General features: G+C 28.0%; 23 protein-coding genes, 2 tRNA genes and 1 pseudogene. 13 read left to right on the top strand and 13 right to left on the bottom strand.

The window, feature by feature from the left end:
* Positions 1 to 20: 20 nt before the first annotated feature.
* A complete protein-coding gene (locus ABGT36_RS05530) occupies positions 21 to 1,415 on the bottom strand; it encodes a 6-phospho-beta-glucosidase (protein WP_087299614.1) in 1,395 nt (464 codons plus the stop codon).
* 161 nt (positions 1,416 to 1,576) lie between these two features.
* On the opposite strand from ABGT36_RS05530, the gene ABGT36_RS05525 reads away from it, so the two are divergent.
* Entirely contained in the window at positions 1,577 to 2,032 is a 456-nt protein-coding gene (locus ABGT36_RS05525; protein WP_346677149.1) for a GNAT family N-acetyltransferase, read from the top strand.
* Between the two features lie 60 nt (positions 2,033 to 2,092).
* Complete coding sequence (locus tag ABGT36_RS05520; RefSeq protein WP_087299515.1) at positions 2,093 to 2,977, top strand: DUF362 domain-containing protein; 885 nt, start codon at positions 2,093 to 2,095, stop codon at positions 2,975 to 2,977.
* 69 nt (positions 2,978 to 3,046) lie between these two features.
* On the opposite strand, the gene ABGT36_RS05515 is transcribed toward ABGT36_RS05520, so the two are convergent.
* Positions 3,047 to 3,256, bottom strand: a complete 210-nt coding sequence (locus tag ABGT36_RS05515) for a hypothetical protein (protein ID WP_346677147.1) — start codon at positions 3,254 to 3,256, stop codon at positions 3,047 to 3,049.
* 73 nt (positions 3,257 to 3,329) lie between these two features.
* Between ABGT36_RS05515 and istA the strand changes: the two are divergent.
* Positions 3,330 to 4,642: pseudogene (gene istA, locus ABGT36_RS05510) on the top strand (IS21 family transposase).
* Complete coding sequence (gene istB / locus ABGT36_RS05505; RefSeq protein WP_346677145.1) at positions 4,639 to 5,397, top strand: IS21-like element helper ATPase IstB; 759 nt, start codon at positions 4,639 to 4,641, stop codon at positions 5,395 to 5,397. Before istA ends, istB begins: the two are co-directional and overlap by 4 nt.
* Positions 5,398 to 5,444: 47 nt before the next feature.
* Here the strand turns inward: istB and ABGT36_RS05500 are convergent, their stop codons facing one another.
* From ABGT36_RS05500 to ABGT36_RS05465, 8 genes are all read right to left on the bottom strand, one after another.
* Positions 5,445 to 5,618, bottom strand: a complete 174-nt coding sequence (locus tag ABGT36_RS05500) for a cyclic-di-AMP receptor (protein ID WP_346677144.1) — start codon at positions 5,616 to 5,618, stop codon at positions 5,445 to 5,447.
* Between the two features lie 122 nt (positions 5,619 to 5,740).
* Positions 5,741 to 6,493 carry a MurR/RpiR family transcriptional regulator gene (locus ABGT36_RS05495; RefSeq protein ID WP_087372054.1) on the bottom strand — a complete coding sequence of 251 codons (753 nt, stop codon included), beginning with the start codon at positions 6,491 to 6,493 and terminating at the stop codon, positions 5,741 to 5,743.
* 96 nt (positions 6,494 to 6,589) lie between these two features.
* Positions 6,590 to 7,186 carry a PTS sugar transporter subunit IIB gene (locus ABGT36_RS05490; protein WP_300079997.1) on the bottom strand — a complete coding sequence of 199 codons (597 nt, stop codon included), beginning with the start codon at positions 7,184 to 7,186 and terminating at the stop codon, positions 6,590 to 6,592.
* A gap of 126 nt (positions 7,187 to 7,312) precedes the next feature.
* The gene (locus tag ABGT36_RS05485) at positions 7,313 to 8,137 is read right to left on the bottom strand and encodes a histidinol-phosphatase HisJ family protein (protein ID WP_087303014.1); all 825 of its coding nucleotides are present in this window, start codon (positions 8,135 to 8,137) and stop codon (positions 7,313 to 7,315) included.
* Positions 8,138 to 8,489: 352 nt separating this feature from the next.
* The gene (locus ABGT36_RS05480; protein ID WP_087303012.1) at positions 8,490 to 8,888 is read right to left on the bottom strand and encodes a cupin domain-containing protein; all 399 of its coding nucleotides are present in this window, start codon (positions 8,886 to 8,888) and stop codon (positions 8,490 to 8,492) included.
* 12 nt (positions 8,889 to 8,900) lie between these two features.
* Positions 8,901 to 9,638, bottom strand: a complete 738-nt coding sequence (locus tag ABGT36_RS05475; RefSeq protein ID WP_087371937.1) for a carboxymuconolactone decarboxylase family protein — start codon at positions 9,636 to 9,638, stop codon at positions 8,901 to 8,903.
* 20 nt (positions 9,639 to 9,658) lie between these two features.
* Positions 9,659 to 9,991, bottom strand: coding sequence for a MerR family transcriptional regulator (locus ABGT36_RS05470; RefSeq protein WP_346677142.1), 333 nt, complete (start codon positions 9,989 to 9,991; stop codon positions 9,659 to 9,661).
* Between the two features lie 103 nt (positions 9,992 to 10,094).
* Complete coding sequence (locus ABGT36_RS05465; protein ID WP_087371932.1) at positions 10,095 to 10,976, bottom strand: LysR family transcriptional regulator; 882 nt, start codon at positions 10,974 to 10,976, stop codon at positions 10,095 to 10,097.
* A gap of 179 nt (positions 10,977 to 11,155) precedes the next feature.
* Here ABGT36_RS05465 and ABGT36_RS05460 point away from each other — a divergent pair, with 179 nt between their 5' ends.
* From ABGT36_RS05460 to ABGT36_RS05450, 3 genes are all read left to right on the top strand, one after another.
* Positions 11,156 to 12,085, top strand: coding sequence for a hypothetical protein (locus tag ABGT36_RS05460; RefSeq protein ID WP_346677140.1), 930 nt, complete (start codon positions 11,156 to 11,158; stop codon positions 12,083 to 12,085).
* 212 nt (positions 12,086 to 12,297) lie between these two features.
* A complete protein-coding gene (locus tag ABGT36_RS05455; protein WP_346677139.1) occupies positions 12,298 to 12,654 on the top strand; it encodes a hypothetical protein in 357 nt (118 codons plus the stop codon).
* Between the two features lie 90 nt (positions 12,655 to 12,744).
* The gene (locus ABGT36_RS05450) at positions 12,745 to 13,095 is read left to right on the top strand and encodes a hypothetical protein (RefSeq protein ID WP_087303000.1); all 351 of its coding nucleotides are present in this window, start codon (positions 12,745 to 12,747) and stop codon (positions 13,093 to 13,095) included.
* Between the two features lie 190 nt (positions 13,096 to 13,285).
* On the opposite strand, the gene ABGT36_RS05445 is transcribed toward ABGT36_RS05450, so the two are convergent.
* A complete protein-coding gene (locus ABGT36_RS05445) occupies positions 13,286 to 14,395 on the bottom strand; it encodes a metallophosphoesterase (protein ID WP_087371917.1) in 1,110 nt (369 codons plus the stop codon).
* Between the two features lie 146 nt (positions 14,396 to 14,541).
* Here ABGT36_RS05445 and ABGT36_RS05440 point away from each other — a divergent pair, with 146 nt between their 5' ends.
* The 5 genes from ABGT36_RS05440 to ABGT36_RS05420 all read left to right on the top strand — a co-directional run bounded on the left by ABGT36_RS05440 (position 14,542) and on the right by ABGT36_RS05420 (position 18,167).
* On the top strand, positions 14,542 to 15,042 hold the full coding sequence (locus ABGT36_RS05440; RefSeq protein ID WP_087302996.1) for a nitroreductase family protein: 501 nt from the start codon (positions 14,542 to 14,544) through the stop codon (positions 15,040 to 15,042).
* Between the two features lie 40 nt (positions 15,043 to 15,082).
* A complete protein-coding gene (locus tag ABGT36_RS05435; RefSeq protein ID WP_296882403.1) occupies positions 15,083 to 15,958 on the top strand; it encodes a MurR/RpiR family transcriptional regulator in 876 nt (291 codons plus the stop codon).
* Positions 15,959 to 16,032: 74 nt separating this feature from the next.
* Positions 16,033 to 16,108: transfer RNA gene (locus ABGT36_RS05430), tRNA-Glu, on the top strand.
* A 254-nt stretch (positions 16,109 to 16,362) separates the two neighbouring features.
* Complete coding sequence (locus ABGT36_RS05425) at positions 16,363 to 17,166, top strand: aldo/keto reductase (RefSeq protein ID WP_346677136.1); 804 nt, start codon at positions 16,363 to 16,365, stop codon at positions 17,164 to 17,166.
* A 26-nt stretch (positions 17,167 to 17,192) separates the two neighbouring features.
* Positions 17,193 to 18,167: an alpha/beta hydrolase gene (locus tag ABGT36_RS05420; RefSeq protein ID WP_346677134.1), complete on the top strand. Its 975-nt coding sequence runs from the start codon at positions 17,193 to 17,195 to the stop codon at positions 18,165 to 18,167.
* A gap of 64 nt (positions 18,168 to 18,231) precedes the next feature.
* On the opposite strand, the gene gltX is transcribed toward ABGT36_RS05420, so the two are convergent.
* Positions 18,232 to 19,635, bottom strand: coding sequence for a glutamate--tRNA ligase (gltX, locus tag ABGT36_RS05415; protein ID WP_346677132.1), 1,404 nt, complete (start codon positions 19,633 to 19,635; stop codon positions 18,232 to 18,234).
* A 58-nt stretch (positions 19,636 to 19,693) separates the two neighbouring features.
* On the opposite strand from gltX, the gene ABGT36_RS05410 reads away from it, so the two are divergent.
* Positions 19,694 to 19,769 (top strand) — tRNA-Gln (locus ABGT36_RS05410).
* A 256-nt stretch (positions 19,770 to 20,025) separates the two neighbouring features.
* Here ABGT36_RS05410 and ABGT36_RS05405 read toward each other — a convergent pair.
* Positions 20,026 to 21,009 (bottom strand): D-isomer specific 2-hydroxyacid dehydrogenase family protein, encoded by a 984-nt coding sequence (locus ABGT36_RS05405; RefSeq protein ID WP_346677131.1) that lies wholly within the window; start codon positions 21,007 to 21,009, stop codon positions 20,026 to 20,028.

Raw genomic sequence — 21,009 nt, 5'->3', positions numbered from 1 at the left:
TTTCAACCCCCTTTTCCTTTTTATAATCCTTTTTCTGTTAATTCACGAGCTACATCATCTTTTACAGTAACTCCTGCAGCTTCTAATTCAGCAATTTTGTCTGCAAATTGTGGTAAATATTTTTTATGTGCAATTAATAATTCATCTAAGACACGTTTTGCAGTTTCACCTGAAGGAATTTGTGGATTTAATATAAATGCTTGTAATGCTAATCCATAATCTCCAGTAACAGCTGCTTCTTCTACACATAATTCCATATTTTTCATACATTGTAACCATCCACGTTGTGCTGGTTCTAAAGGTCCAAAAGCAATTGGTAATGCTCCTGCTGCTCCAATATGGGCAGATACTTCTACTGCACAATCAGCTGGTAAATCTGGTACAGCACCATTATTTTTTGTAGTTACAACAATATGAGTATTTTTATTAGCATAAATTGAAGCAATTGTTTCACAAGCTGCATCACTATAATGAGCCCCACCACGTTTAGCTAATTGTTCTGGTTTAACATTTAAATCAGGATCTTTATATAATTCAAACAATTCAGCTTCTGTTTGTTTTACCTGTTGTGCTCTTGTTCCAATTGTATTATATTCTTCCAAACCATGTTTAAGCATTTCTTCTTGACGATAGTAATAACGATGATATCCACATGGAATTAAATTCATTTGTTTTAATTGTTCTTTAAAGAATGGAATATCATGAATATTAGCAGGAATTCCAGCATCTTTTCCTTCATACATTGCATCAATGATTTTTCCTGTTACATCATTACCATGAATATCAAATACACGATGCCAATGGAAATGGTTTAATCCGGCAAATTTATAGATTAATTTATCTAATGTAGTCCCAATAGTTTCTGGTTCAGCCATCATTGCTCCAACTGGAACATTACATAATCCAATTACACGATCCCATTTACCATAACGCATTACTGATTCAGTAACCATACCACTTGGATTAGTAAAGTTGATTAACCATGCATTAGGGCATAATTCTTTCATATCTTCAACAATACTTAAAATTACTGGGATTGTTCTAAATGCTTTAAAAATTCCTCCTGCTCCATTTGTTTCTTGACCTAATAAACCATAAGAAAATGGAATTCTTTCATCTTTAATTCTAGCATTTAATAAACCAACTCTAAATTGAGTTGTAACAAAATCAGCATCTTTTAAAGCTTCGCGACGATCTAAAGTTAAATGAACTTTAACATCATATGGTGATGCATCCCACATTCTTTGAGCCATTGCTCCAACGATTTCTAATTTTTCTTTACCATCTTCAATATCAACTAACCAAATTTCTTTAATTGGTAGTTCATTGTATCTTTTAATAAATCCTTCCATCAATTCTGGTGTATAACTACTTCCACCACCAATTGTAACAATTTTTACTGGTTTTTTTTCCATATACTTACTTCCTTTCGTTCTTGATGATTATATTTTAACGAATTAATTTAAATAATGAAATAGCTTTCATTGTTTTTTTAATGTCTTTCAATTTTTGAAAAAATAATGTTAATATTTATCTAGAAGGTATTATATAATGAATAGTATTTGGAGGTATTTAAATGATACTTAGAGAATATAGAAGTGCAGATTGTAAAGAAATCATTGATTTATTTTATCAAACTGTTCATAACATTAATATTCAAGACTATACTAAAGAACAAGTTGATGCCTGGGCAAATAAAAATATTGATCTAAAGATTTGGCAACAATCATTAGCCAAAAATTATTGTTTAGTTGCAATAGAAAACGATTTAATCGTTGGTTTTGGTGATATCGATCAAACTGGTTATTTAGATCGTTTATATGTCCATAAAGATTTTCAAAAACAAGGAATCGCTACTAAAATATGCGATAAATTAGAAATGAAATTTAATGTTTCTAAGATTACTACTTATGCATCAATTACTGCAAAATCTTTCTTTTTAAAAAGAGGTTATCAAGTAATTAAAGAACAACAAGTAATTAGAAATGGTGTTGTTTTAACTAACTATGTAATGGAAAAAGTGTTGACTTAAAGTTCACTTTAAGGACTATAATGAAACTAAAGTTAGAAAACTTTAGAAAGGAAGATAGTCATGGAAAAAGCAAATGTTTATTTTACTAAAGAGATTAGTGCTGAAAGTTTAATTAAAATTTATGAAGCACTAAATAGAGATTTAAAAGGTAAAGTAGCAATTAAAATTTCTACAGGTGAACCTGGTGGACACAACTTTTTAAATCCTAATCTAATTAAAGATTTAGTTTCTAAATTACAAGGAACAATTGTTGAATGTTGTACTGCTTATGGTGGTAAAAGAATGGATGTTAAAGATCATTGGCAAACTATTGAAGATCATGGATTTAAAGCAATTGCACCATGTGATATTATGGATGAATTTGGAGAAATAGAATTACCAATTACTAATGGTTTCCATTTAAAAGCTGATATTGTTGGTGAACACTTTAAAAACTATCAATCAATGGTTGTCCTATCTCATTTTAAAGGTCATGCCATGGGTGGTTTTGGTGGTGCTTTAAAAAATATGAGTATTGGTATTGCATCTTCTAACGGAAAAGCAAATATTCATACCGCCGGAGTCACTACAGATCCTAAAAAACTATGGGATAACTTACCTGAACAAGATCATTTTCTTGAATCAATGGCTGATGCATGTAAAGGAGTTATTGATTACATGGGTAAAGACAATATTGTTTATATAAATGTAGCTAATAACTTATCTGTCGATTGTGACTGTGATTCTCATCCAGCACCTCCAGAAATGGCAGATATTGGAATCTTTGCTTCTATCGATCCAGTAGCTCTAGATCAAGCATGCTATGATGCTGTTATTAATTCACCTGATGATGGAAAAGCTGCATTAATTGAACGTATGGATTCACGTCATGGTATTCATACTGTTGAAGCTGCCGCTAAATTACAATTAGGAAATCGTGAATACGAAATTATTAATATTGATTAGTTATCCTAATAATTAGTTTTTTAAATTATAATAAATGATTAATCCTGTTTTTACATAAAACAGGATTTATTATATTAATATTAACTTATCTGGATCTAAAATAAAGATTGCTGCCTGATCAACTGTTAATCGATTTAAAGTGCAAGTACAAATATTATCAAGTTCAATTTTTTCATTACTATTATCTAAATTATCTTTAACAGTTTTTAAAGCCGTTTTAATCTGGTATTCTTCTAATGCCAGCATGATTGCTATAAATGTTACTATTAATATGTACAAAAACGATCATATAAAAATGTACAAAATCAATTCAACATAATATAATAATTCAGTTTTTATTGGAGGTTATATTATGATTATGAATTTAACAGTTAGTTCAAGCATTGAGATTAATTGTTTGCTTGATTTACCAAAATTGAAAGTATTAGTAGAGGAGTTAAAATTGAAAATAAATAAATCACAAATTGCCCAAGAGCTTGGTGTAGATAGAAGATTGATTGATAAATATATGAATGGTTATACTAAGCCAAAGAAAAGAGAAAGAAAAAGTAAGTTAGATAATTTTTATCAAATAATATATGACTTGCTGATCAATCAAAATACTCAGGTTTTCTTTTATAAAAGAGTTTTATGGCAATATCTAAAAGATAATCATGGATTAGAGTGCTCAGCTTCCCATTTTAGAAAGTGGATCAGCCAGCATGAGGAATTTGATAAATACTTTAATGGCAGAACAAACAGGACAGTAAATGGTAAAATTAGAAACAATATGACAAATCATCGGTCAATCAAAAGAGAGACTGGTATGGGAGTTGAGGCACAATTGGATTGGAAGGAAAATATGCATTATACCTTAAGCACAGGTGAGGTTATTGAATTAAATATCTTTGCACTTGTTTATTCCTATTCAAGATATAGGATTAATTTCATCTCACTTACAAAAAAGCAGGGTGCTCTGTTTCATTATCTTGATCAGGCATTTGAAGCAGCTGGTGGTGTGCCTGACATCTTAAAAACCGATAATATGAAAACAGTCATGGATGAAGCAAGAACAGAATATTCGAGTGGAAAGGTCAATGCAAAGTTTCAACAGTTTGCGGATGATTATGGCTTTATAGTGAAACCTTGTATTGCCGGAAAACCATGGAGTAAAGGGAAGGTTGAAGCGCCAATGAAATTATGGGATGAACTATATGCTTATAATGGGAAGCTGAACTATGCACAACTGAATGAAAAAGTAATGGAAATCAATGAAAGAAATAATTGCCAGGTGCACAGTGAAATAGGAAAAATTCCGAAACTTCATATCCAAAAAGAAAAAGATTTCTTATCCCCTTTACCACAAGAAAAGATAAGAAATCAGTATAAAATCACCATTAGACCAGTAAAAGTAGATTCACAGAGTTTGTTTTCCTATAAAGGTAATAAATATTCCGCACCACCAGAATATATTGGTAAAACAGTGAAACTACAGATATTTGATGATTATATACATGTGTATTCTAACACAAGACTTATAACAATTCATCAAATATCTCAATCAAAATATAATTATCATGAAGAACATTATCAAAAAATATATGAAGTAAGTTTTAAAGACAGTTCGGATGAAATCAAACAATTAGCCAAGGCAAATTTAAATTTGATAGGAGAAATATACAATGAGTAGTACATATATGCAATTGAAAAATAACCTGAATTACTTGAAGTTAAGTCAAATGAATGAAAATTTAGATGAGATGTTGGATTATATAGCCAGAAACAATCTATCTTTTACAGAAGGATTGATCAAATTGACGCAGATAGAAATCGATCATAGAGAAAAGAATATGGTCAAGTCAATGGTTAAGGTAGGGGCATTTCCTCATCATAAAGAATTAAGGGATTTTGATTTTGATTTTCAGTCATCAATAAACAAACAGCAGATATTGGATTTTGAGACACTCAGATTCATCGAGAATTGTGAAAACATCGTATTTCTGGGTAATAGTGGCGTAGGTAAAACACACCTGGCTGTAAGTATAGGCATTGCCGCGGCAAAGCGTAGAAATAGTACATATTTCATCAAATGTCATAATCTTATTCAACAATTGAAGAAAGCAAATAACGAGAACAGATTGGAAGATAGACTTCGCCATTTTACCAAATATAAAGTACTGATCATAGATGAACTTGGCTATCTTCCGATTAATAAAGATGATGCGAAATTGTTCTTTCAATTGATAGATAGATGTTATGAAAAAAGAAGTGCGATATTAACTACAAATATCAATTTTAGTGAGTGGGATGAAGTCTTCTGTGATGTGGTCATGGCAAACGCTATTTTAGATAGAATCCTTCATCATGCACACGTGGTAACTATAACGGGTAAATCCTATCGATTAAAAGATCAAATGAAGCCAAATGAAGAGGAATCCTAATACTTAAAAATGTTCTTGATTATATTGAGAAGGAACACAATTGTACATCATAAATGATCATTTTTGTACAAAATTATATTGACATTTATAATTGCTATTTGACCATCTTTAATAAAACCACCTAAGCTTTTTAATCTTGTAACTTTGTAATCATCCATCTCTAATTCATTTGCAATCTTTTTTCCATCGTCTTCATTTAGAACTATTAACATAATCTTCATAGTCATAGCCACCTTTCTTTTTTATATCATACAACTTATAGTTAACTCAAAGTCAATAACAATATTTTCACTCTAAACAAAAAAGGCACTTAAAAAATGCCTTATCTTGTAATTATGATATATTAACGATAATATTTTTGATAATAACGAATCCGTAACAAATCAAAAATCATCATTATTTGATAGTTAAACTGAATTCCATCAAATTTACCCAATACTTCTATTGCATAATCAGCACATATATTTTCATATTGACGATATTTGATATTTTGAGTGATTAATACTAAATATGCTTCACAAATATTTTGCGGTTTTAACTTTTTGACGTTTTGTTCCATTAATCTACCTGTTGCCGTAATGAAAAATACAACATCATCGTCACCAAATTCAAATTTAGTATCAAAACTATGATATTCGACTACTTCTTTTCCTAAAGAGATTAAATCAGTTTGAAAATCAACAGCTACACTACTTGGATATAGCGCCCCAATAATAACGATCCTTTTTTTCTTAAAGATCAAATCACAAAGCTCATCAATTAACTGATTCAATTCTTCTTTATCATAACTAGTATCTAAATGTTCAATAAACTGATTACAATCTAAATTCAACATTCTAGCATGAATTTGTTCTAAGCGGCTTTGATGATCTGCTAATAGTCGTCCCTTAAATTCATCATAACTATGAATTCCAAAATGTCTACAAAAATCAAGCAATTCACTTTCACTAAAATTACTAGCACTTAAAAAACCATCTAAATCATATTTTTCCATTTCTGTATAATGTTGGATAACAAAATTACCAATTCGGTACATATGATCATCATCAAGACACCCGTTTAAATATTTTAAAATTCTTGAAATCATCAGTTCCATATACATCTACTCTCTTTCTATATATTTACTGTAAGACCACCTTTAATAATAGTATATACCATTTCTATTCAAAAAGAAATTGAGACATAACGATGATTATAAAAAAATCTCCTGAATTTTAGCGATAATATTATTACAATTATATTGACCATAATCATTAGGATCAATATTTAAAATCCGCTGATGAAAAATATTAGCTAATCCTTTTGTATAATGTTGTACTTGCGGTGCCATCAAAAGCAAATCATATTCTTTATTCAATGCTTCTTTATCAAAAATACTTGCTGCTTTAAAATGGTAATTAACATTATGTTCTTTACAAAAATCATTTAATTTCATGACAAATAAACTTGATGTTAAGCCACTAGAACAGCAAAGTAATATTTTGCGCAATTGATCATCTTTTTTAATGATAAAATCTTGTCTATTAATATTAAATATTCGCCATTTAAAATTTTCAACTAATTCATTTATTTCAGTTTTATCACTAATTTCATAATGCAAATAATACATTTGCTGTCGTGTTTTTTGATTTGTAATAATTTCTTCTACTATCAAATTATGCCAAACTACTAGTTCCCCTAAAAAATCTTCATATATTATTGAATATATTTTTCTATCATCATAAACTAATGGTTCAATATTTTTATCAAGGTTATTTTTTATTAACCAATTTTGGAATACTTCCTCCATTTTTACACCTCCTTTATTAAATGTTTCCTTTATTAAATTATGACACAATTGACTAGACATTTCTATAAAATCCATTCGTGTTATTTTAATAAAAAAACAAATAATAAAAGATGGAATTTTCCATCTTTATAGTTTATGGAAAATTGGTTCCATTTGTTTATAAGTACAAAATTCTTTAAAACCAATTTTTCTTAATTCGTCTTTCATTTCTTCAATATAAGCACCTAAGTGTGCCGATTCATGACTATCACTACCAATGGTAATGATTCTACCACCTAAATCATGATAGAGTTTTAGTATCTTTCTTGATGGCATTAAATCATTAAGACCATAACGTATTGATGAAGTGTTCAGTTCAATTCCTTTACCATCTTCAATAATACATTTTAATATTGCTGTAATAATTTCTTTATTATTTTCAAAACCAGAGTAGCCATCTTTATTATCGTATCTTTTAATTAAATCAAAATGACCGATAACACTATAATCATGATAATTTTTTACTACTTCATACAATTCTTGATAGTACCTTTGATAGTATTGATCTTCGGTTTTATTTTTTTGAAAATCACCAGTCCAAAATTCTTTATCTTCAATTTGATGAATTGATAAAATAATAAAATCAAAAGTATAACGATCAAATAATTTTTTAAACTTATCGATAGTATGGGTTTGAATTCCAAACTCTAATCCTTTTTTTATTCTAATTTTATTATAGTATTTTTTAGTTAAATATTCTATTTTTTGAAAATATGCCGGATAATTAACATTAGGTACTGATTTTCCTTCAATAAAATCCGGATCATCCCAATCCAATTTAATCCCATAATCTACATGATCTGTAAAACAAATCTCTTCAATCCCCTTCTCGATTGCATCTTTTACAACATCTTCCATTAAGTAGTCAGAGTCATCACTAAACTCAGTATGCAAATGGTAATCACAAAACATATGTCGTCCCCCTTTAGTATTCATTATAGCAGTTTTTTTGAGATTATTGCTAGATAATACAAAAATAAAAAAATTTGTCAAATACCTGCTTATTTTTGGGAGAATTTTGAAAAAAACAAATCATTGTCATGTAATAGCGTTTATTTTTATTCAAATGCAATTATAATAAACTCATAATGAATGATAAAAACTTAATATCAATAAAAATAATGCTTCCATTAATTATATCGCTTTATAAAACATTTTATACCTAAAATTAGATATTTAGCTTAAATTATCTTTCATTAATTAATAAATACCCATCAGCATTACTGATGGGTATTTATCGTATCTACCATTTAATTACAACCTTTTAAAGCTTATTGTATTGTTCATCATCTACTGGTTCTAGCCATTCATTAGAAGAACCTGGAGCTGGAACTTCAATAGCAATATGGGCAAACCAAGAATCTTTAGCAGCACCATGCCAATGTTTAACTTCTGGTGCAATATTAACAACATCACCTGGTTTTAATTCTTGAGCTGGTTTTCCCCATTCTTGATACCAGCCTTTTCCATCAGTAACTAATAAAATTTGGCCACCTTTATGATGAATATGCCAATTATTACGACATCCTGGTTCAAATGTTACATTAGCCACACCAACACCATTACTTTTAGCTAATGGATTTAAAAAACTTTTTCCAATGAAATATTCTGCAAATCCAGTATTTTCTTCACCATTTTTAAATAAACTATTAAAATCACTCATTTTATATTCCTCCTATTTATTGGTAATTTCGTTAATTATAGCAATTGCATTTAACGTTCTTGGAAATCCAATATATGGTTGACATTGAGTAATTGTTTCCAATAACATATCACGTGTATTTCCAACTGTTAAATTTGCTTGAACATGAGCTCGTAATTGATTTTCACATCCTCCTAAACTTGCTAGCATAACAACAGTAAGTAATTCTCTTGTTGCTAATGTTAAACCATTACGAGTATAAAAATCTCCAAAACAATATGCTGATAAATAATCTTGAATATGTTTTAATTCAGCTGGAGCATTATCGTGATTAGCTTGAATATTTTTTCGTCCAAAAGCTTCACTTTGAACATCAAATCCTTTTTTAAAACGAGTATCTAATGTTACTGTTCCTTGTTTTTCTAAAGGTAAAGCAATATTTTTACTTACAAATACTTGATTAATCACATCTAATGCATCTTCGACTTTTCCAAGACCAACATATGGTGTACATTGATAAACAGCTTCTTTGATTGAAACTGGATCAACATCAGCATTAATTGCTCCAATAACATGTTCTTTTAAAGTATTTAAAGTGTGATTAGTTGTATCAACAACAATTAAAATTAACTGTCTTAATTTTAAATCTAATGAACCATGTTGATAAACATCATTATATAAATAGTTTTTCATGATTTCTTTTAATTCAGGATCATTTGTTAGTTGTTCATCTTGATCATGAAGTAAATCATATAATTTATTTCCTTCCATAAAAATCCTCCTCTAGTACATTAATTATTTTTTGTTAATTGATAGATAAAAAAATCGATGATATCTAAATTTTTTTGTTGAAAATGAATATTGTCTAAAATAATTTGTCGTTGTTTTTTTAAAATTGATAACTGATTATTTTTATTTTTAGAATTTATAAAATCAGCAATCATATCTTTTTTCAATCCAATTTTTTTTAAAGATATGATCATACTCAATCTTTCAATATCATCATCACTATAGTTAATGTCACCATCTACTACATTAATATCATCAAACAGACCAGCGTTTTCAAAACTTTTTAATGTTGCTTTAGAAACATTAAACATTTTGCATACTTCATCACTTTTCACCAGGTCACCTCCATCAATCATTTCTAATTACACTTATATTTTAATAAGATATCCTAAATATGTCTAATACCTATTCTGTATTAAAAGTAATGCTTTAAAAGCATTACTTTTTCAAAGACATTTTTAATTTTTCAATAAAGCGAGAAGTTGCTGGCGAAAAAATCTGATGTTTTTTCCAAACAACAACAGTACCTGTTTTTAGTGAGGGTGAAAAAGGAATAAAACAAGTATTACTATCACCTAAATTATTTATTAATTTTTCAAAACAAATTGCATATCCAATTCCTTCTTCTACTAATATTGCAGCGTTATAAATTAAATTGTAAGTTGCAATTATATTTAAACGTTCATAATCTTCACCAAACCAGTTAGCAATTTCATTTTGTACAATCATTCTTCGAGTACTAAGTAATGGCAAATCTATTAAATCCTGTGGTGTTACACTCTCCTTACTTGCAAGCTCACTATCTTTTGGAGCTAAAATTCCCCAAACCTCATGATGAGGTAAACGTATAAACTCGTATTTTTCAATATCTACTGGTTCAGTTAATAAACCAATATCTATAAGCCCCTTATCAATCCTTTCTTTTATATCATCAGCATTACCACTAAAAAGATTATATTTTATTTGTGGATAATCTTGTTTAAATTCTCGAATCATTCTAGCAATGATATGCATCGCATTAGTTTCACCACTTCCAATAAAAATCTCCCCAGTGACTAAATCATTTCGTTCCAAAAATTCTTTTTCTGTTTTTTTAGCAAGATCAACAATTTCTTCAGCACGTCGGCGTAATAACATTCCTTCATCAGTTAAAACAATTCTATTTTTACCTCTAATAAAAAGTTGTGCATCCAATTCTTCTTCCAATTGCATCAATTGTCTAGATAAAGTTGGTTGGGTTATATGTAAAAACTTAGCAGCTCTAGTAATGTTCTCTTCACGAGCTACTGCTAAAAAATATTTTAAAGTTCTAATTTCCATAAATACACCTGCCTTTTATAATCATTTTATAATTATTTTATAATCATCGCTATTATTTCCTTCTAGAAAATTATAAATTATATTTAATAAAATGATTTATAATACCTATTTATTTGCATTATAATGTATAAAAATGTTAGATTATGTGATACCATGTAAACTGAAAGGAGAATTATTGAATGAAAAAAATATTAATTACTTTTATTACATGTTTTTTATCATTAAATCTAGCAGGATGCAGCAGTAACGGGTCATCGTCAAAAAAAGAATCACTTGAAATGAGTGAAGAACAAATAGAAAAAATAGAAAAAACTTTAAAAGATAATAATGTCATAGAAGGCTCTGATGCTGGTGATGGTGTTTATTATAGTGAAAAACCATTTCAATATACTTTAAGCCCAACTTTTGAAAATGTAATATATTATGAACTTATCTACAATATGGAAAAAGATATTTTTTATCTACGCGATTATACTAATTATGAGGGTTCAGGTCTTTGTTATAACATAGATACAAAAAAAGTCTTAGATATCAGAACATTAACTTATGATGAAGAAAGTTATCAAAGCGATGATAATGACGAAGAATGTGAAGAGCATTTGGATTATCTCATTAAAATTTCTGGTGTTAGTTTGGATGATTTAAAAGCATATATGAAATCAAAATTAGCTATTAAAAGATTTGAATTCAAAAAAACAACTGATAAAAAAATAATAGCTAAAGAAAATATTAATAAAAAAATGTTCCCAAATAATATTAGAGTCCAATATTATGGTGAATCTGACGATAACAAAATTTGTACAGTAGCACAATTAGAAAAAGAAAATGATGATTACGAAACTATTACAGTAATTATTTATAATACCAAAAAAAATCTTTTCTATCTAACTGATTATAATTATTGTACAGAAAATTCAGTATATTATAATATTGATACTCAAAAATTTATTGATCGTGATACTTTAGAACCATCCAGCTACAATGATCCAGCAGCAATTGCTAATTGTAAAAAACATTTAAAAAACATTACTGATTCACTAGAAATATCTACAGATGAATTAAAAAACTATTTCGAAGTTACATTAGAAACAATAAACAGTGATCGGTAGACTCTTAACCCAGTAAATACAACTACTGGGTTTTTATTTTATATTATCATTTAAAATACTTTTTATTAAAATTTGTAAACAATATTTACAAATTTTTAATTTTTAACAAAGGATTTTTGTTAATAGTATTAAAAGTCATTTAATTTTGCTAGTAAAAATATTTTTTTAAGATTATTATATGGCTGTAAAGAAAAGAAAGAAGGTAATTCAAGATGGATGTAAATCAAATCAATCAAAATGCTATCAATTCATTACATCATTATTTTGAAAATGATTATACAGATAAAGATATTAAAGTTTCTACAAAGCAATTAAGTCAAGATGAAATTACTGAGATGGTTAAAAACCAAGCCAATATTCGTAAAACTAAAAATGCTTCATTAGAAGTTTTAAGAAAAAATATTAATATTAAAGCAAAAAATTCTTTAGATAAAGTTATTGGTCAAAATAAGACTACTAAGGAAAATAAAAACAAATTATCATTTGACCAATACCATAAATTACTTCAAGATGAAAAAATGCGTCAAATTAATATTGTTGAAGCTTTAAAAGCTACTAAATTAGGTTAATAATCTTATAAATGTTTACCATTTATAATTGATTATTTTATATAGAATTATTATTTATCAAAATGATATATGAGAAAGAAGGAATGTACTATGAATACTAAAAAAATTAATGAACAAGCTATTGAATCTTTAAAAAAATATTTTAATGAAAACAAAGAAATCTCTAAAGAAGATATGCAACCAATGACAAAAGAAGAAGTAACTAATATTGTTGATTCTGAAATTTCAAGATATAAAGCTAAAATTGATGAATTAAATGAATTAAAACATAAAATTTCACAAGAAGCAGAAGAATCATTTGAAAAAATTTTTGGTAAAACAAAAGTTGAAGAAAAACATCATCATTTAAATACTGATGAAATGGAAAAACAACTAAAAGAAAATGCTGAACATCAAATAAACGAAATGAATAAAATCAAAGAAGAAAAAACTCAAAAATAAAAGATTTAGATTAAAAGTCACTAGAAAAATTATTCTAGTGACTTTTAATATTTTTCAATATCTTCTACATTAGATTTAAAAACTCCAATTCAATTACTACAGTAACTATATTAAAATTTTCTTTTTTATATGAATATTTTTAATATTTCTAAAAATCTAGTAAATTCATTATTAAAGTAACATCCAGTCTCTAACACTTTTTCAAATAACAGAATTTTACCCAGCCAATTTCATTATCTTTTATCACATAAGCATATGGTCCAAAAATACCTATTAACTTAACTAATTCCCCTTTATTTAATCCGACCATACAATCAACATAATCATCTAAACAATAGGTTTTATTATCTTTTTGATACAAAAATTCATTTTTTATTTTAAAAGTCTGATTAGTATCTATTTGTCGACATAATGTGAAGTTTTTACCTGCTTTAATTACCTGAACTTCAAAACTAGGCCAAGCAACCTTATGAACATCTTGTTTTTCGACTAATACATCTACTTTGGCTTGATAAATTGGCAAAGGTTGAACATAATCTGTCAATAATTTATATTCATTTCCATTTCCTTCTATAATCAACGCATTCAATTGACTAATTGATTTAACACCGGTACCACCGTCAATACAAATAATTCTTTTTTCTTTATCAATAATGATATTGTTATCAATTCGATTTTGGTGGTGATTAGATGTTGGTAAATGACCAACCACAACATACTCATCTAAACAATGCCCATCTTGATAAAAAGTACGCATTTCAATCAAAGAACTCAAACTAGAATTTTGCCAATCTACCCTTTTTTCTAATCCAGCATGTACAAAAATAAAATTATTTAAATGTAAAGTTGTTGGTAAAGTTCTTAAATACTCAAAACATGGTTTTAAATATTCTTTGATTATATCCTGTAATTGTTTGGCTGGTAATTGAGTATAATCGATTTCCAAAGCCGAAAGCGCCTGACGAATTATACCACCCTTCCCTACATGATTTAAATAATGAACAATATGACTAGCATAATTTTCATTATTTACGATCTTCTCAATTGCATATTCGCAATTTCCTAAAAGAACATAAACACGGTCACTTTGACGTTGTAATTGCATTAAATAATCTATCATTTCCAAGGCCTGATTTCCTTTTTCAATAAAATCACCTAATATAACCAAATAATCATCTTGGCAATAATTAACTTTTTTTAACAGTTCAATAAAACGATCTAAATGACTATGAATATCACTAACAACAATACAACGATATTTTCCCTCTATTCTTTTTTCAAGATGTCTAACTTTAATCATAAACTTCACCTCATGAAATAATATATCACAATCTTTCAGCCAATGTTATAAATATTACCTTAATTAATTGTTATTATAAGTTAATTTGTAATTTATTATTTTTATCAGTATAATTATATTAATATTAAACAAGTGAGGTATAAAAAATGTTAGAAGCTATAAAACAACGTCAAAGTATTCGGAAATATCAAAATACTCCTGTTGAAACAGAAAAGATTAATTCTCTTTTAGAAGCAGCAATGAATGCACCAACTGCAAGAAATACTCAGGAATGGAAATTTGTTGTTATTACTAATCGTGAAGCCTTAAATGATATGTGTAATCTATCTCCTTATACAACAATGATGAAAGAAGCTCCATGTGCTATTTTGGTTTTAGCCGATTTAGAAAAAGCCATTAATAAAGAATATGGCTTGATTAACTGTGCTGCTGCAATTGAAAATTTAATTATTGAAGCTATGCATCAGGAATTAGGAACTTGCTGGTGTGGTATTGCTCCTGTTGAAGAAAGAATAGAAAAATTTAAAAAATATTTTAAATTGGCAGATAATGAATATCCTGTTGGGGTGGTTGCTGTTGGTTACAGCAATGAAAAAAAGCCTTTAATTAATAACTTTGACCCTAAAAAAGTTCGATATTATAAATAAGCAGCCTAGTCTGCTTTTTCATTAAAAAAAGAGGTATAATATGCTATTAATTCATAAAATTGAACAAACCCATTTTTCAGCTACTGAAGCTATAATTATTGACTATATATTAGATCAAGGGCTAAATATAAAAAATATGTCAGCAAATAGTATTGCCAAAGCAACATATACATCGTCACCTTTATTAGTAAGAATTGCTAAAAAACTAGGTTATCATGGCTGGAATGACTTTAAGGATGCTTTTATCAATGAATTAGAATACTTATTTAAAGAGCAAAATATTGATGCCAGTATTCCTTTTGTCGTAAGCGATGATATTATGACTATTGCCCATAATATTGGACAATTACAAATTGAAACAATTCAAGATACTATATCGCTTATAAATCATGATGATTTACAGCAAGCCTTACGCTATTTACGTGATTGTAAAGAATTAGATATTTATGGCGTATCTAATAATCTATTATTAGCTGAAGAATTTAAAGCAAAATTATTTTATTTACATAAAAATGTTAATATTTGTCATTTACCTGGAAATGCTAAAGTCCAAGCAGCAATGAGTACAAAAGAACATTGTGCTATATTAATTTCATATTCTGGAGAAACTAACTATATTATTGATGTTGCTAAAATTTTAAAGAATATGCAAACCCCAATTATCGCTATTACTAGTATCGCTGATAATAATCTTTCTAAATTAGCTGATGTTACATTAAGAATTTCATCACGAGAAATGTTATTAACTAAAATCGGTGACTTTGCAACTACTACATCAATAAAATACATTTTAGATACTTTATATGCTGGAATATTTTCATTCGATTATCAAAAAAATTTAGATTATAAAATCCAAATTGCAAAACTCGTTGATGATCGCCACTCTGGTTATGAATTTATTGATGAAGATGAATAAAATATGAGTTTTCTCATATTTTTTTCATTTACATCTTTAATTAATCAAAAAAAGTGCTATTATATATTATACATGGTCCGTTGGTGAAGTGGTCAACACACATGGTTCTCATCCATGCATTCAGGGGTTCGAACCCCCTACGGACTACCAATAGAAATCAATGAGTCCTATTTTATAGGACTTTTTTAATTAGACTTTTTAACAACACTTATAAAAATACTATTAAACAATCTTTTTTATCTTCACCAATTCTTCATCTCACTACTATAAAAATTCCTTGACTAAAAGTAAAATAAATTTTTTAAATAATATCAGTTATTCTAATTTTAAATAATTAATTATAGATAATAAATATTTTACATATCTACTTTTGTTTATATATAATAATTACGTGGAGGAAATTTATGAAATATATAACTTTAAACAATGGTTTAAAAATGCCAATGGTTGGTTTAGGAACCTGGGATCTTCGTGGAGAAAAAGGCAAGCAAAGTATTATTAATGCTTTAAAAACTGGATATCGTTTGATCGATACTGCACAAATGTATGGAAATGAAGATATTGTAGGTCAAGCAATTATTGAAAGCAAAATTCCTAGAGAAGAGATTTTTATTACAACTAAACTAAATCGATCTTGTGCTGGTTATCATGAAGCAAAAAAAGGAATTTTGAGATCTTTAAAAAATCTACAAACTAATTATATTGATCTATTATTAATTCATGAGCCATATCCAGAAGCATTAGAAATGTATAAAGCAATGGAAGAAGCTTATTTATTAAAAAAAGTACGAGCTATCGGTATTTCAAATTTTCATAATGATAACTATGAAAATTTTATTTCCACCTGTAATATTAAGCCTGCCGTTAATCAAATAGAATCCCATGTTTATTATCCACAACTTTCTTTTAAACAAAAAATGGATAATGATGATATTCAAATGGAATCATGGGCATGTTTTACAGAAGGAAGAAAAGATATTTTTAAAGAACCAATTTTAATAAAAATTGGTCGCAAATACCATAAGTCTGCAGCCCAAGTTGCCTTAGCATATTTAATTCAAAATGGAATTATTGTTATTCCTAAAACTTCACATCTTGAAAGAATGATTGAAAATATAAATATTTTTGATTTTAATTTATCTGATGAGGACATGGCACAAATAAAATTATTGAATTTAAATCATTCGTTATTTAATTGGTATGATTAATAAATTATAAAATGGAGGAATTTATAATGGAAAATACGTTAAATTTAGTTACAACATGGGATAAGACCTTTCCTAAAAATAATAATATAAATCATCAAAAAGTAACTTTTCATAACCGCTATGGCATTACATTAGTAGCCGATATGTATACACCTAAAGATATCGAAGGTAAATTACCAGCACTTGCAGTTTGTGGACCATTTGGTGCAGTAAAAGAACAAGCTAGTGGTTTATATGCTCAAAGCATGGCAGAACATGGATTATTAACAATTGCTTTTGATCCATCATTTACTGGAGAATCAACTGGAACTCCAAGATATATGGCTTCACCTGATATTAATACCGAAGATTTTCAGGCTGCTGTTGATTTTTTATCAACACACAAAGATGTTGATCATGAAAAAATTGGAATTATCGGTATTTGTGGCTGGGGTGGTATGGCTATAAATGCAGCAGCATTAGATACTAGAATTAAAGCAACTGTAGCTGCTACTATGTATGATATGTCAAGAGTTAATGCTAATGGCTATTTTGATAACGATGATAACGAAGAGGCTAGATATCAAAACAAAATAGCATTGAATAACCAAAGAATCATTGATTATCAAAATCAAAATTATAAAAGAGCTGGTGGGGTTGTTGATCCTTTACCAGAAGATGCACCATATTATGTTAAAGATTACTATGATTACTATAAAACTAATCGTGGTTATCATCAAAGATCATTAAATTCTAACGAGGGATGGAACACAATTGGTTGTATGTCATTTATTAATCAACCAATACTTGCTTATTGTCATGAAATAAGAAGTGCTGTTTTATTAATTCATGGTCAAAAAGCTCATTCTTGTTATTTTAGCGAAGATACTTATAAAAGATTAAAAGGTGATAATAAGGAATTAATGATAATTCCAAATGCTGTTCATACTGATTTATATGATAATTTAGATGTTATCCCTTTTAATAAAATGGCAGAATTTTTTAAAGCAAATTTAAAATAAGATTATTTAAAAAGGTAGTAGAAAATTTTATTTCCACTACCCTTTTAATATCAATAACAAAAATCTATGCACTCATTTGTTTAATTGCTAAATCAATCCGTCTTAATGTCTCTTCTTTACCTAAAATATGAGCAATTTCAACTGCTCCACCAGGAGTAAAAGCTTTAAAAGTTAAAGCAACTCTTAATGGAAACATGATTCGACCATTTTTTACTTCTTTTTCTTTGGCTAGATTGACAAACAATTGATGTAGTTTTTCATCATCATCAAAACTATTAAAATCAATTAGCTTTTCTTGAATCCACAATAGAGCTTCTAAAGAATTCTCTAAATTTGTTTTCATTTTTTTATTTTTAAATAAACCGGCATCATAATTACATGGTTCATCGATAAAATCAATCATTGATTCAATTTCTGCAAGATAAGAAATTCTTAATTGTAATACTTTACTAAGTTCCATCAAATCAACATTACGATGAATTAATCGTTGATAATATGGCATAGCTAATTGATGAAATTCTTCTAATGAAAGCTTTCTTAAATAAATCCCATTCAACCATTTCAATTTTTCTAAATCAAAAATAGCTGGTGCTTTAGAAATTCTTTTAACATCAAATTGTTTAATTAATTCATCTAAAGAAAAAATTTCTTCCTCACCTTCTGGTGCCCAGCCAAGTAAGGCTAAATAATTGATGATTGCTTCACTTAAATATCCTTGTTTAACAAGATCTTGATATGAAGCATCACCATTACGTTTTGATAATTTATGCTGTTCATCTTTCATAACCGGTGGCACATGAATATAGGTTGGAATTTCCCAATTAAAAGCTTGATAAATTAAATTGTATTTAGGAGTACTAGATAAATACTCATTTCCACGAATTACATGTGTAATATGCATCAAATGATCATCAACGATATTAGCAAAATTATATGTTGGATAACCATCACTTTTCAATAAAACCCCTTCATCTAATGTATTATTATCAACAGTAATTTCACCATAAACTTCATCATAAAACGTTGTATTTCCTGAAGGAATAGTTTGTCTAATAACATATGATTTACCTTCAGCAATCATTTTCCTAGCAGTTTCAATTGATAATTCTCGACAAGGATCATGATCATTTTCATCATCTTGATTACAAAAACAATAATGAGCACCACCTAATTCAACTAACTGATGAGCATATTTTTGATATATTTCTAAACGTTTCGATTGAATATATGGTCCATATGGTCCAGAAATGTCCGGCCCTTCATCATGCTTCAATCCAGTGTCTGCCAAAGTTTGATAGATCATCTCTATCGCTCCATCAACTTGTCTTGCTTTGTCAGTATCTTCTATTCTTAAAATAAATTTACCATTTTCTTTTTTAGCAATTAAATATTCATATAATGCTGTTCTTAAATTTCCTATATGCATATATCCAGTTGGACTTGGTGCAAATCTAGTTCTTATTTCCATAAATTCCCTCTTATCTCTTGTATTTTAATTAAAAAAGTTATAAAATAATATCTGTTATTGGGGTATAGCCAAGCGGTAAGGCATCAGACTCTGAATCTGACATTTCCTTGGTTCGAATCCAAGTACCCCAGCCAATTGATCATTAAGCAGGATTTTCCTGCTTTTTTTATTATATTCCTATTTATATAAAAAAGAAACTGAAAAATCAGTTTCTTTTGGCAATTACTTTCCGTTTGTTTTTTCATGATGAGAGTGTTTATCAGAATAACTTTTTTGATTACTAACCCATTGGTTATCGTAAGCAGATTTTTTTTCTTTGTTTAAATTATTTTGTTGTCTCATTTATATCACCCAATTTAGTTTGAGCAAAATTTAAGATTTAATTCTCTTTTAGCATATTTTAAATTTATTTTCTTCATCATTGAAACTAGCCACAATACTAGCAATTGAATTCTCCACCATATCACTAACTGCTTGTTCTGTATAAAAAGCTAAATGTGGCGTTAATAAAACATTAGGCATATCTCTTAAAATTGATAATTCATGATTTCCAATTACTTGATATTTATAATCTTGATAATATAAACCTAATTCATTTTCAATTACATCTAAAGCACAAGCACCTATTTTTCCATTCTCTAAATTTTTTATTAAATCAGTTGTATTTATCACGCTGCCACGCGCAGTATTAACTAAGATTACACCATCTTTCATTTGATTAATTGTTTCTTGACGAACAATATGATATGTATCTTTTAAAGCAGGTACATGAAATGTAATGATATCACTTTCTTTGATTAGTTTTTCTAATGATACATATTGAGCATATTTAGTAACTTCTTTTTTTATAAATGGATCAGTAGCAATTATTTTACAACCAAAACCACTTAAATTCTGAATTACTTTTTGTCCAATAGCTCCAGTTCCAACAACACCAACAGTTTTATTTTCTAATTCCATTCCTATACTATTTTCCAAAGAATAGTCAAATCCAACAGCACGTCGCATAACCATTTTCATTTTTCTAAGAGCCATTAAAATCAACATAACGGTATAATTAGCAACACTAGCTGTTGAATATGTAACATTACTAACAGTCATTCCTAAATCTTTTGCAGATTCAAGATCAATATGATCGTAACCAATTGTTCTAGTTGAAATATGTTTTATCCCAAGATGAGACCATGTTTGAATAATATCTTTTGTTATTGCTGTTGTAATTACACTAACACCAAAGCAACCTTTAGCTAAATTAGCATTTTGTAAATCAGGCGCATCATCGATTCTGACAATCTCTACATTATAAATTTTAGAAAATTTTTCAAAATATGCTCCCTCATCAAATTCACGATAATTATATACTGCAATCTTCAT

Source organism: Erysipelatoclostridium sp. An173 (assembly GCF_963931465.1).
In the GTDB taxonomy this organism is placed as follows: Bacteria; Bacillota_I; Bacilli_A; order Erysipelotrichales; family Coprobacillaceae; genus Thomasclavelia; species Thomasclavelia merdavium.
Note: the sequence above shows the minus strand (reverse complement) of the source record. Positions and strands in the feature narration are given on the sequence as shown.

Bases quoted from the DNA above. Each gene is read 5' to 3' on its own strand.
- ABGT36_RS05530 (WP_087299614.1), bottom strand. From the start codon at position 1,415: ATGGAAAAAAAACCAGTAAAAATTGTTACAATTGGTGGTGGAAGTAGT.
- ABGT36_RS05525 (WP_346677149.1), top strand. From the start codon at position 1,577: ATGATACTTAGAGAATATAGAAGTGCAGATTGTAAAGAAATCATTGAT.
- ABGT36_RS05520 (WP_087299515.1), top strand. From the start codon at position 2,093: ATGGAAAAAGCAAATGTTTATTTTACTAAAGAGATTAGTGCTGAAAGT.
- istB (WP_346677145.1), top strand. From the start codon at position 4,639: ATGAGTAGTACATATATGCAATTGAAAAATAACCTGAATTACTTGAAG.
- ABGT36_RS05500 (WP_346677144.1), bottom strand. From the start codon at position 5,618: ATGAAGATTATGTTAATAGTTCTAAATGAAGACGATGGAAAAAAGATT.
- ABGT36_RS05495 (WP_087372054.1), bottom strand. From the start codon at position 6,493: ATGGAACTGATGATTTCAAGAATTTTAAAATATTTAAACGGGTGTCTT.
- ABGT36_RS05490 (WP_300079997.1), bottom strand. From the start codon at position 7,186: ATGGAGGAAGTATTCCAAAATTGGTTAATAAAAAATAACCTTGATAAA.
- ABGT36_RS05485 (WP_087303014.1), bottom strand. From the start codon at position 8,137: ATGTTTTGTGATTACCATTTGCATACTGAGTTTAGTGATGACTCTGAC.
- ABGT36_RS05480 (WP_087303012.1), bottom strand. From the start codon at position 8,888: ATGAGTGATTTTAATAGTTTATTTAAAAATGGTGAAGAAAATACTGGA.
- ABGT36_RS05475 (WP_087371937.1), bottom strand. From the start codon at position 9,638: ATGGAAGGAAATAAATTATATGATTTACTTCATGATCAAGATGAACAA.
- ABGT36_RS05465 (WP_087371932.1), bottom strand. From the start codon at position 10,976: ATGGAAATTAGAACTTTAAAATATTTTTTAGCAGTAGCTCGTGAAGAG.
- ABGT36_RS05460 (WP_346677140.1), top strand. From the start codon at position 11,156: ATGAAAAAAATATTAATTACTTTTATTACATGTTTTTTATCATTAAAT.
- ABGT36_RS05455 (WP_346677139.1), top strand. From the start codon at position 12,298: ATGGATGTAAATCAAATCAATCAAAATGCTATCAATTCATTACATCAT.
- ABGT36_RS05450 (WP_087303000.1), top strand. From the start codon at position 12,745: ATGAATACTAAAAAAATTAATGAACAAGCTATTGAATCTTTAAAAAAA.
- ABGT36_RS05445 (WP_087371917.1), bottom strand. From the start codon at position 14,395: ATGATTAAAGTTAGACATCTTGAAAAAAGAATAGAGGGAAAATATCGT.
- ABGT36_RS05440 (WP_087302996.1), top strand. From the start codon at position 14,542: ATGTTAGAAGCTATAAAACAACGTCAAAGTATTCGGAAATATCAAAAT.
- ABGT36_RS05435 (WP_296882403.1), top strand. From the start codon at position 15,083: ATGCTATTAATTCATAAAATTGAACAAACCCATTTTTCAGCTACTGAA.
- ABGT36_RS05425 (WP_346677136.1), top strand. From the start codon at position 16,363: ATGAAATATATAACTTTAAACAATGGTTTAAAAATGCCAATGGTTGGT.
- ABGT36_RS05420 (WP_346677134.1), top strand. From the start codon at position 17,193: ATGGAAAATACGTTAAATTTAGTTACAACATGGGATAAGACCTTTCCT.
- gltX (WP_346677132.1), bottom strand. From the start codon at position 19,635: ATGGAAATAAGAACTAGATTTGCACCAAGTCCAACTGGATATATGCAT.
- ABGT36_RS05405 (WP_346677131.1), bottom strand. From the start codon at position 21,009: ATGAAGATTGCAGTATATAATTATCGTGAATTTGATGAGGGAGCATAT.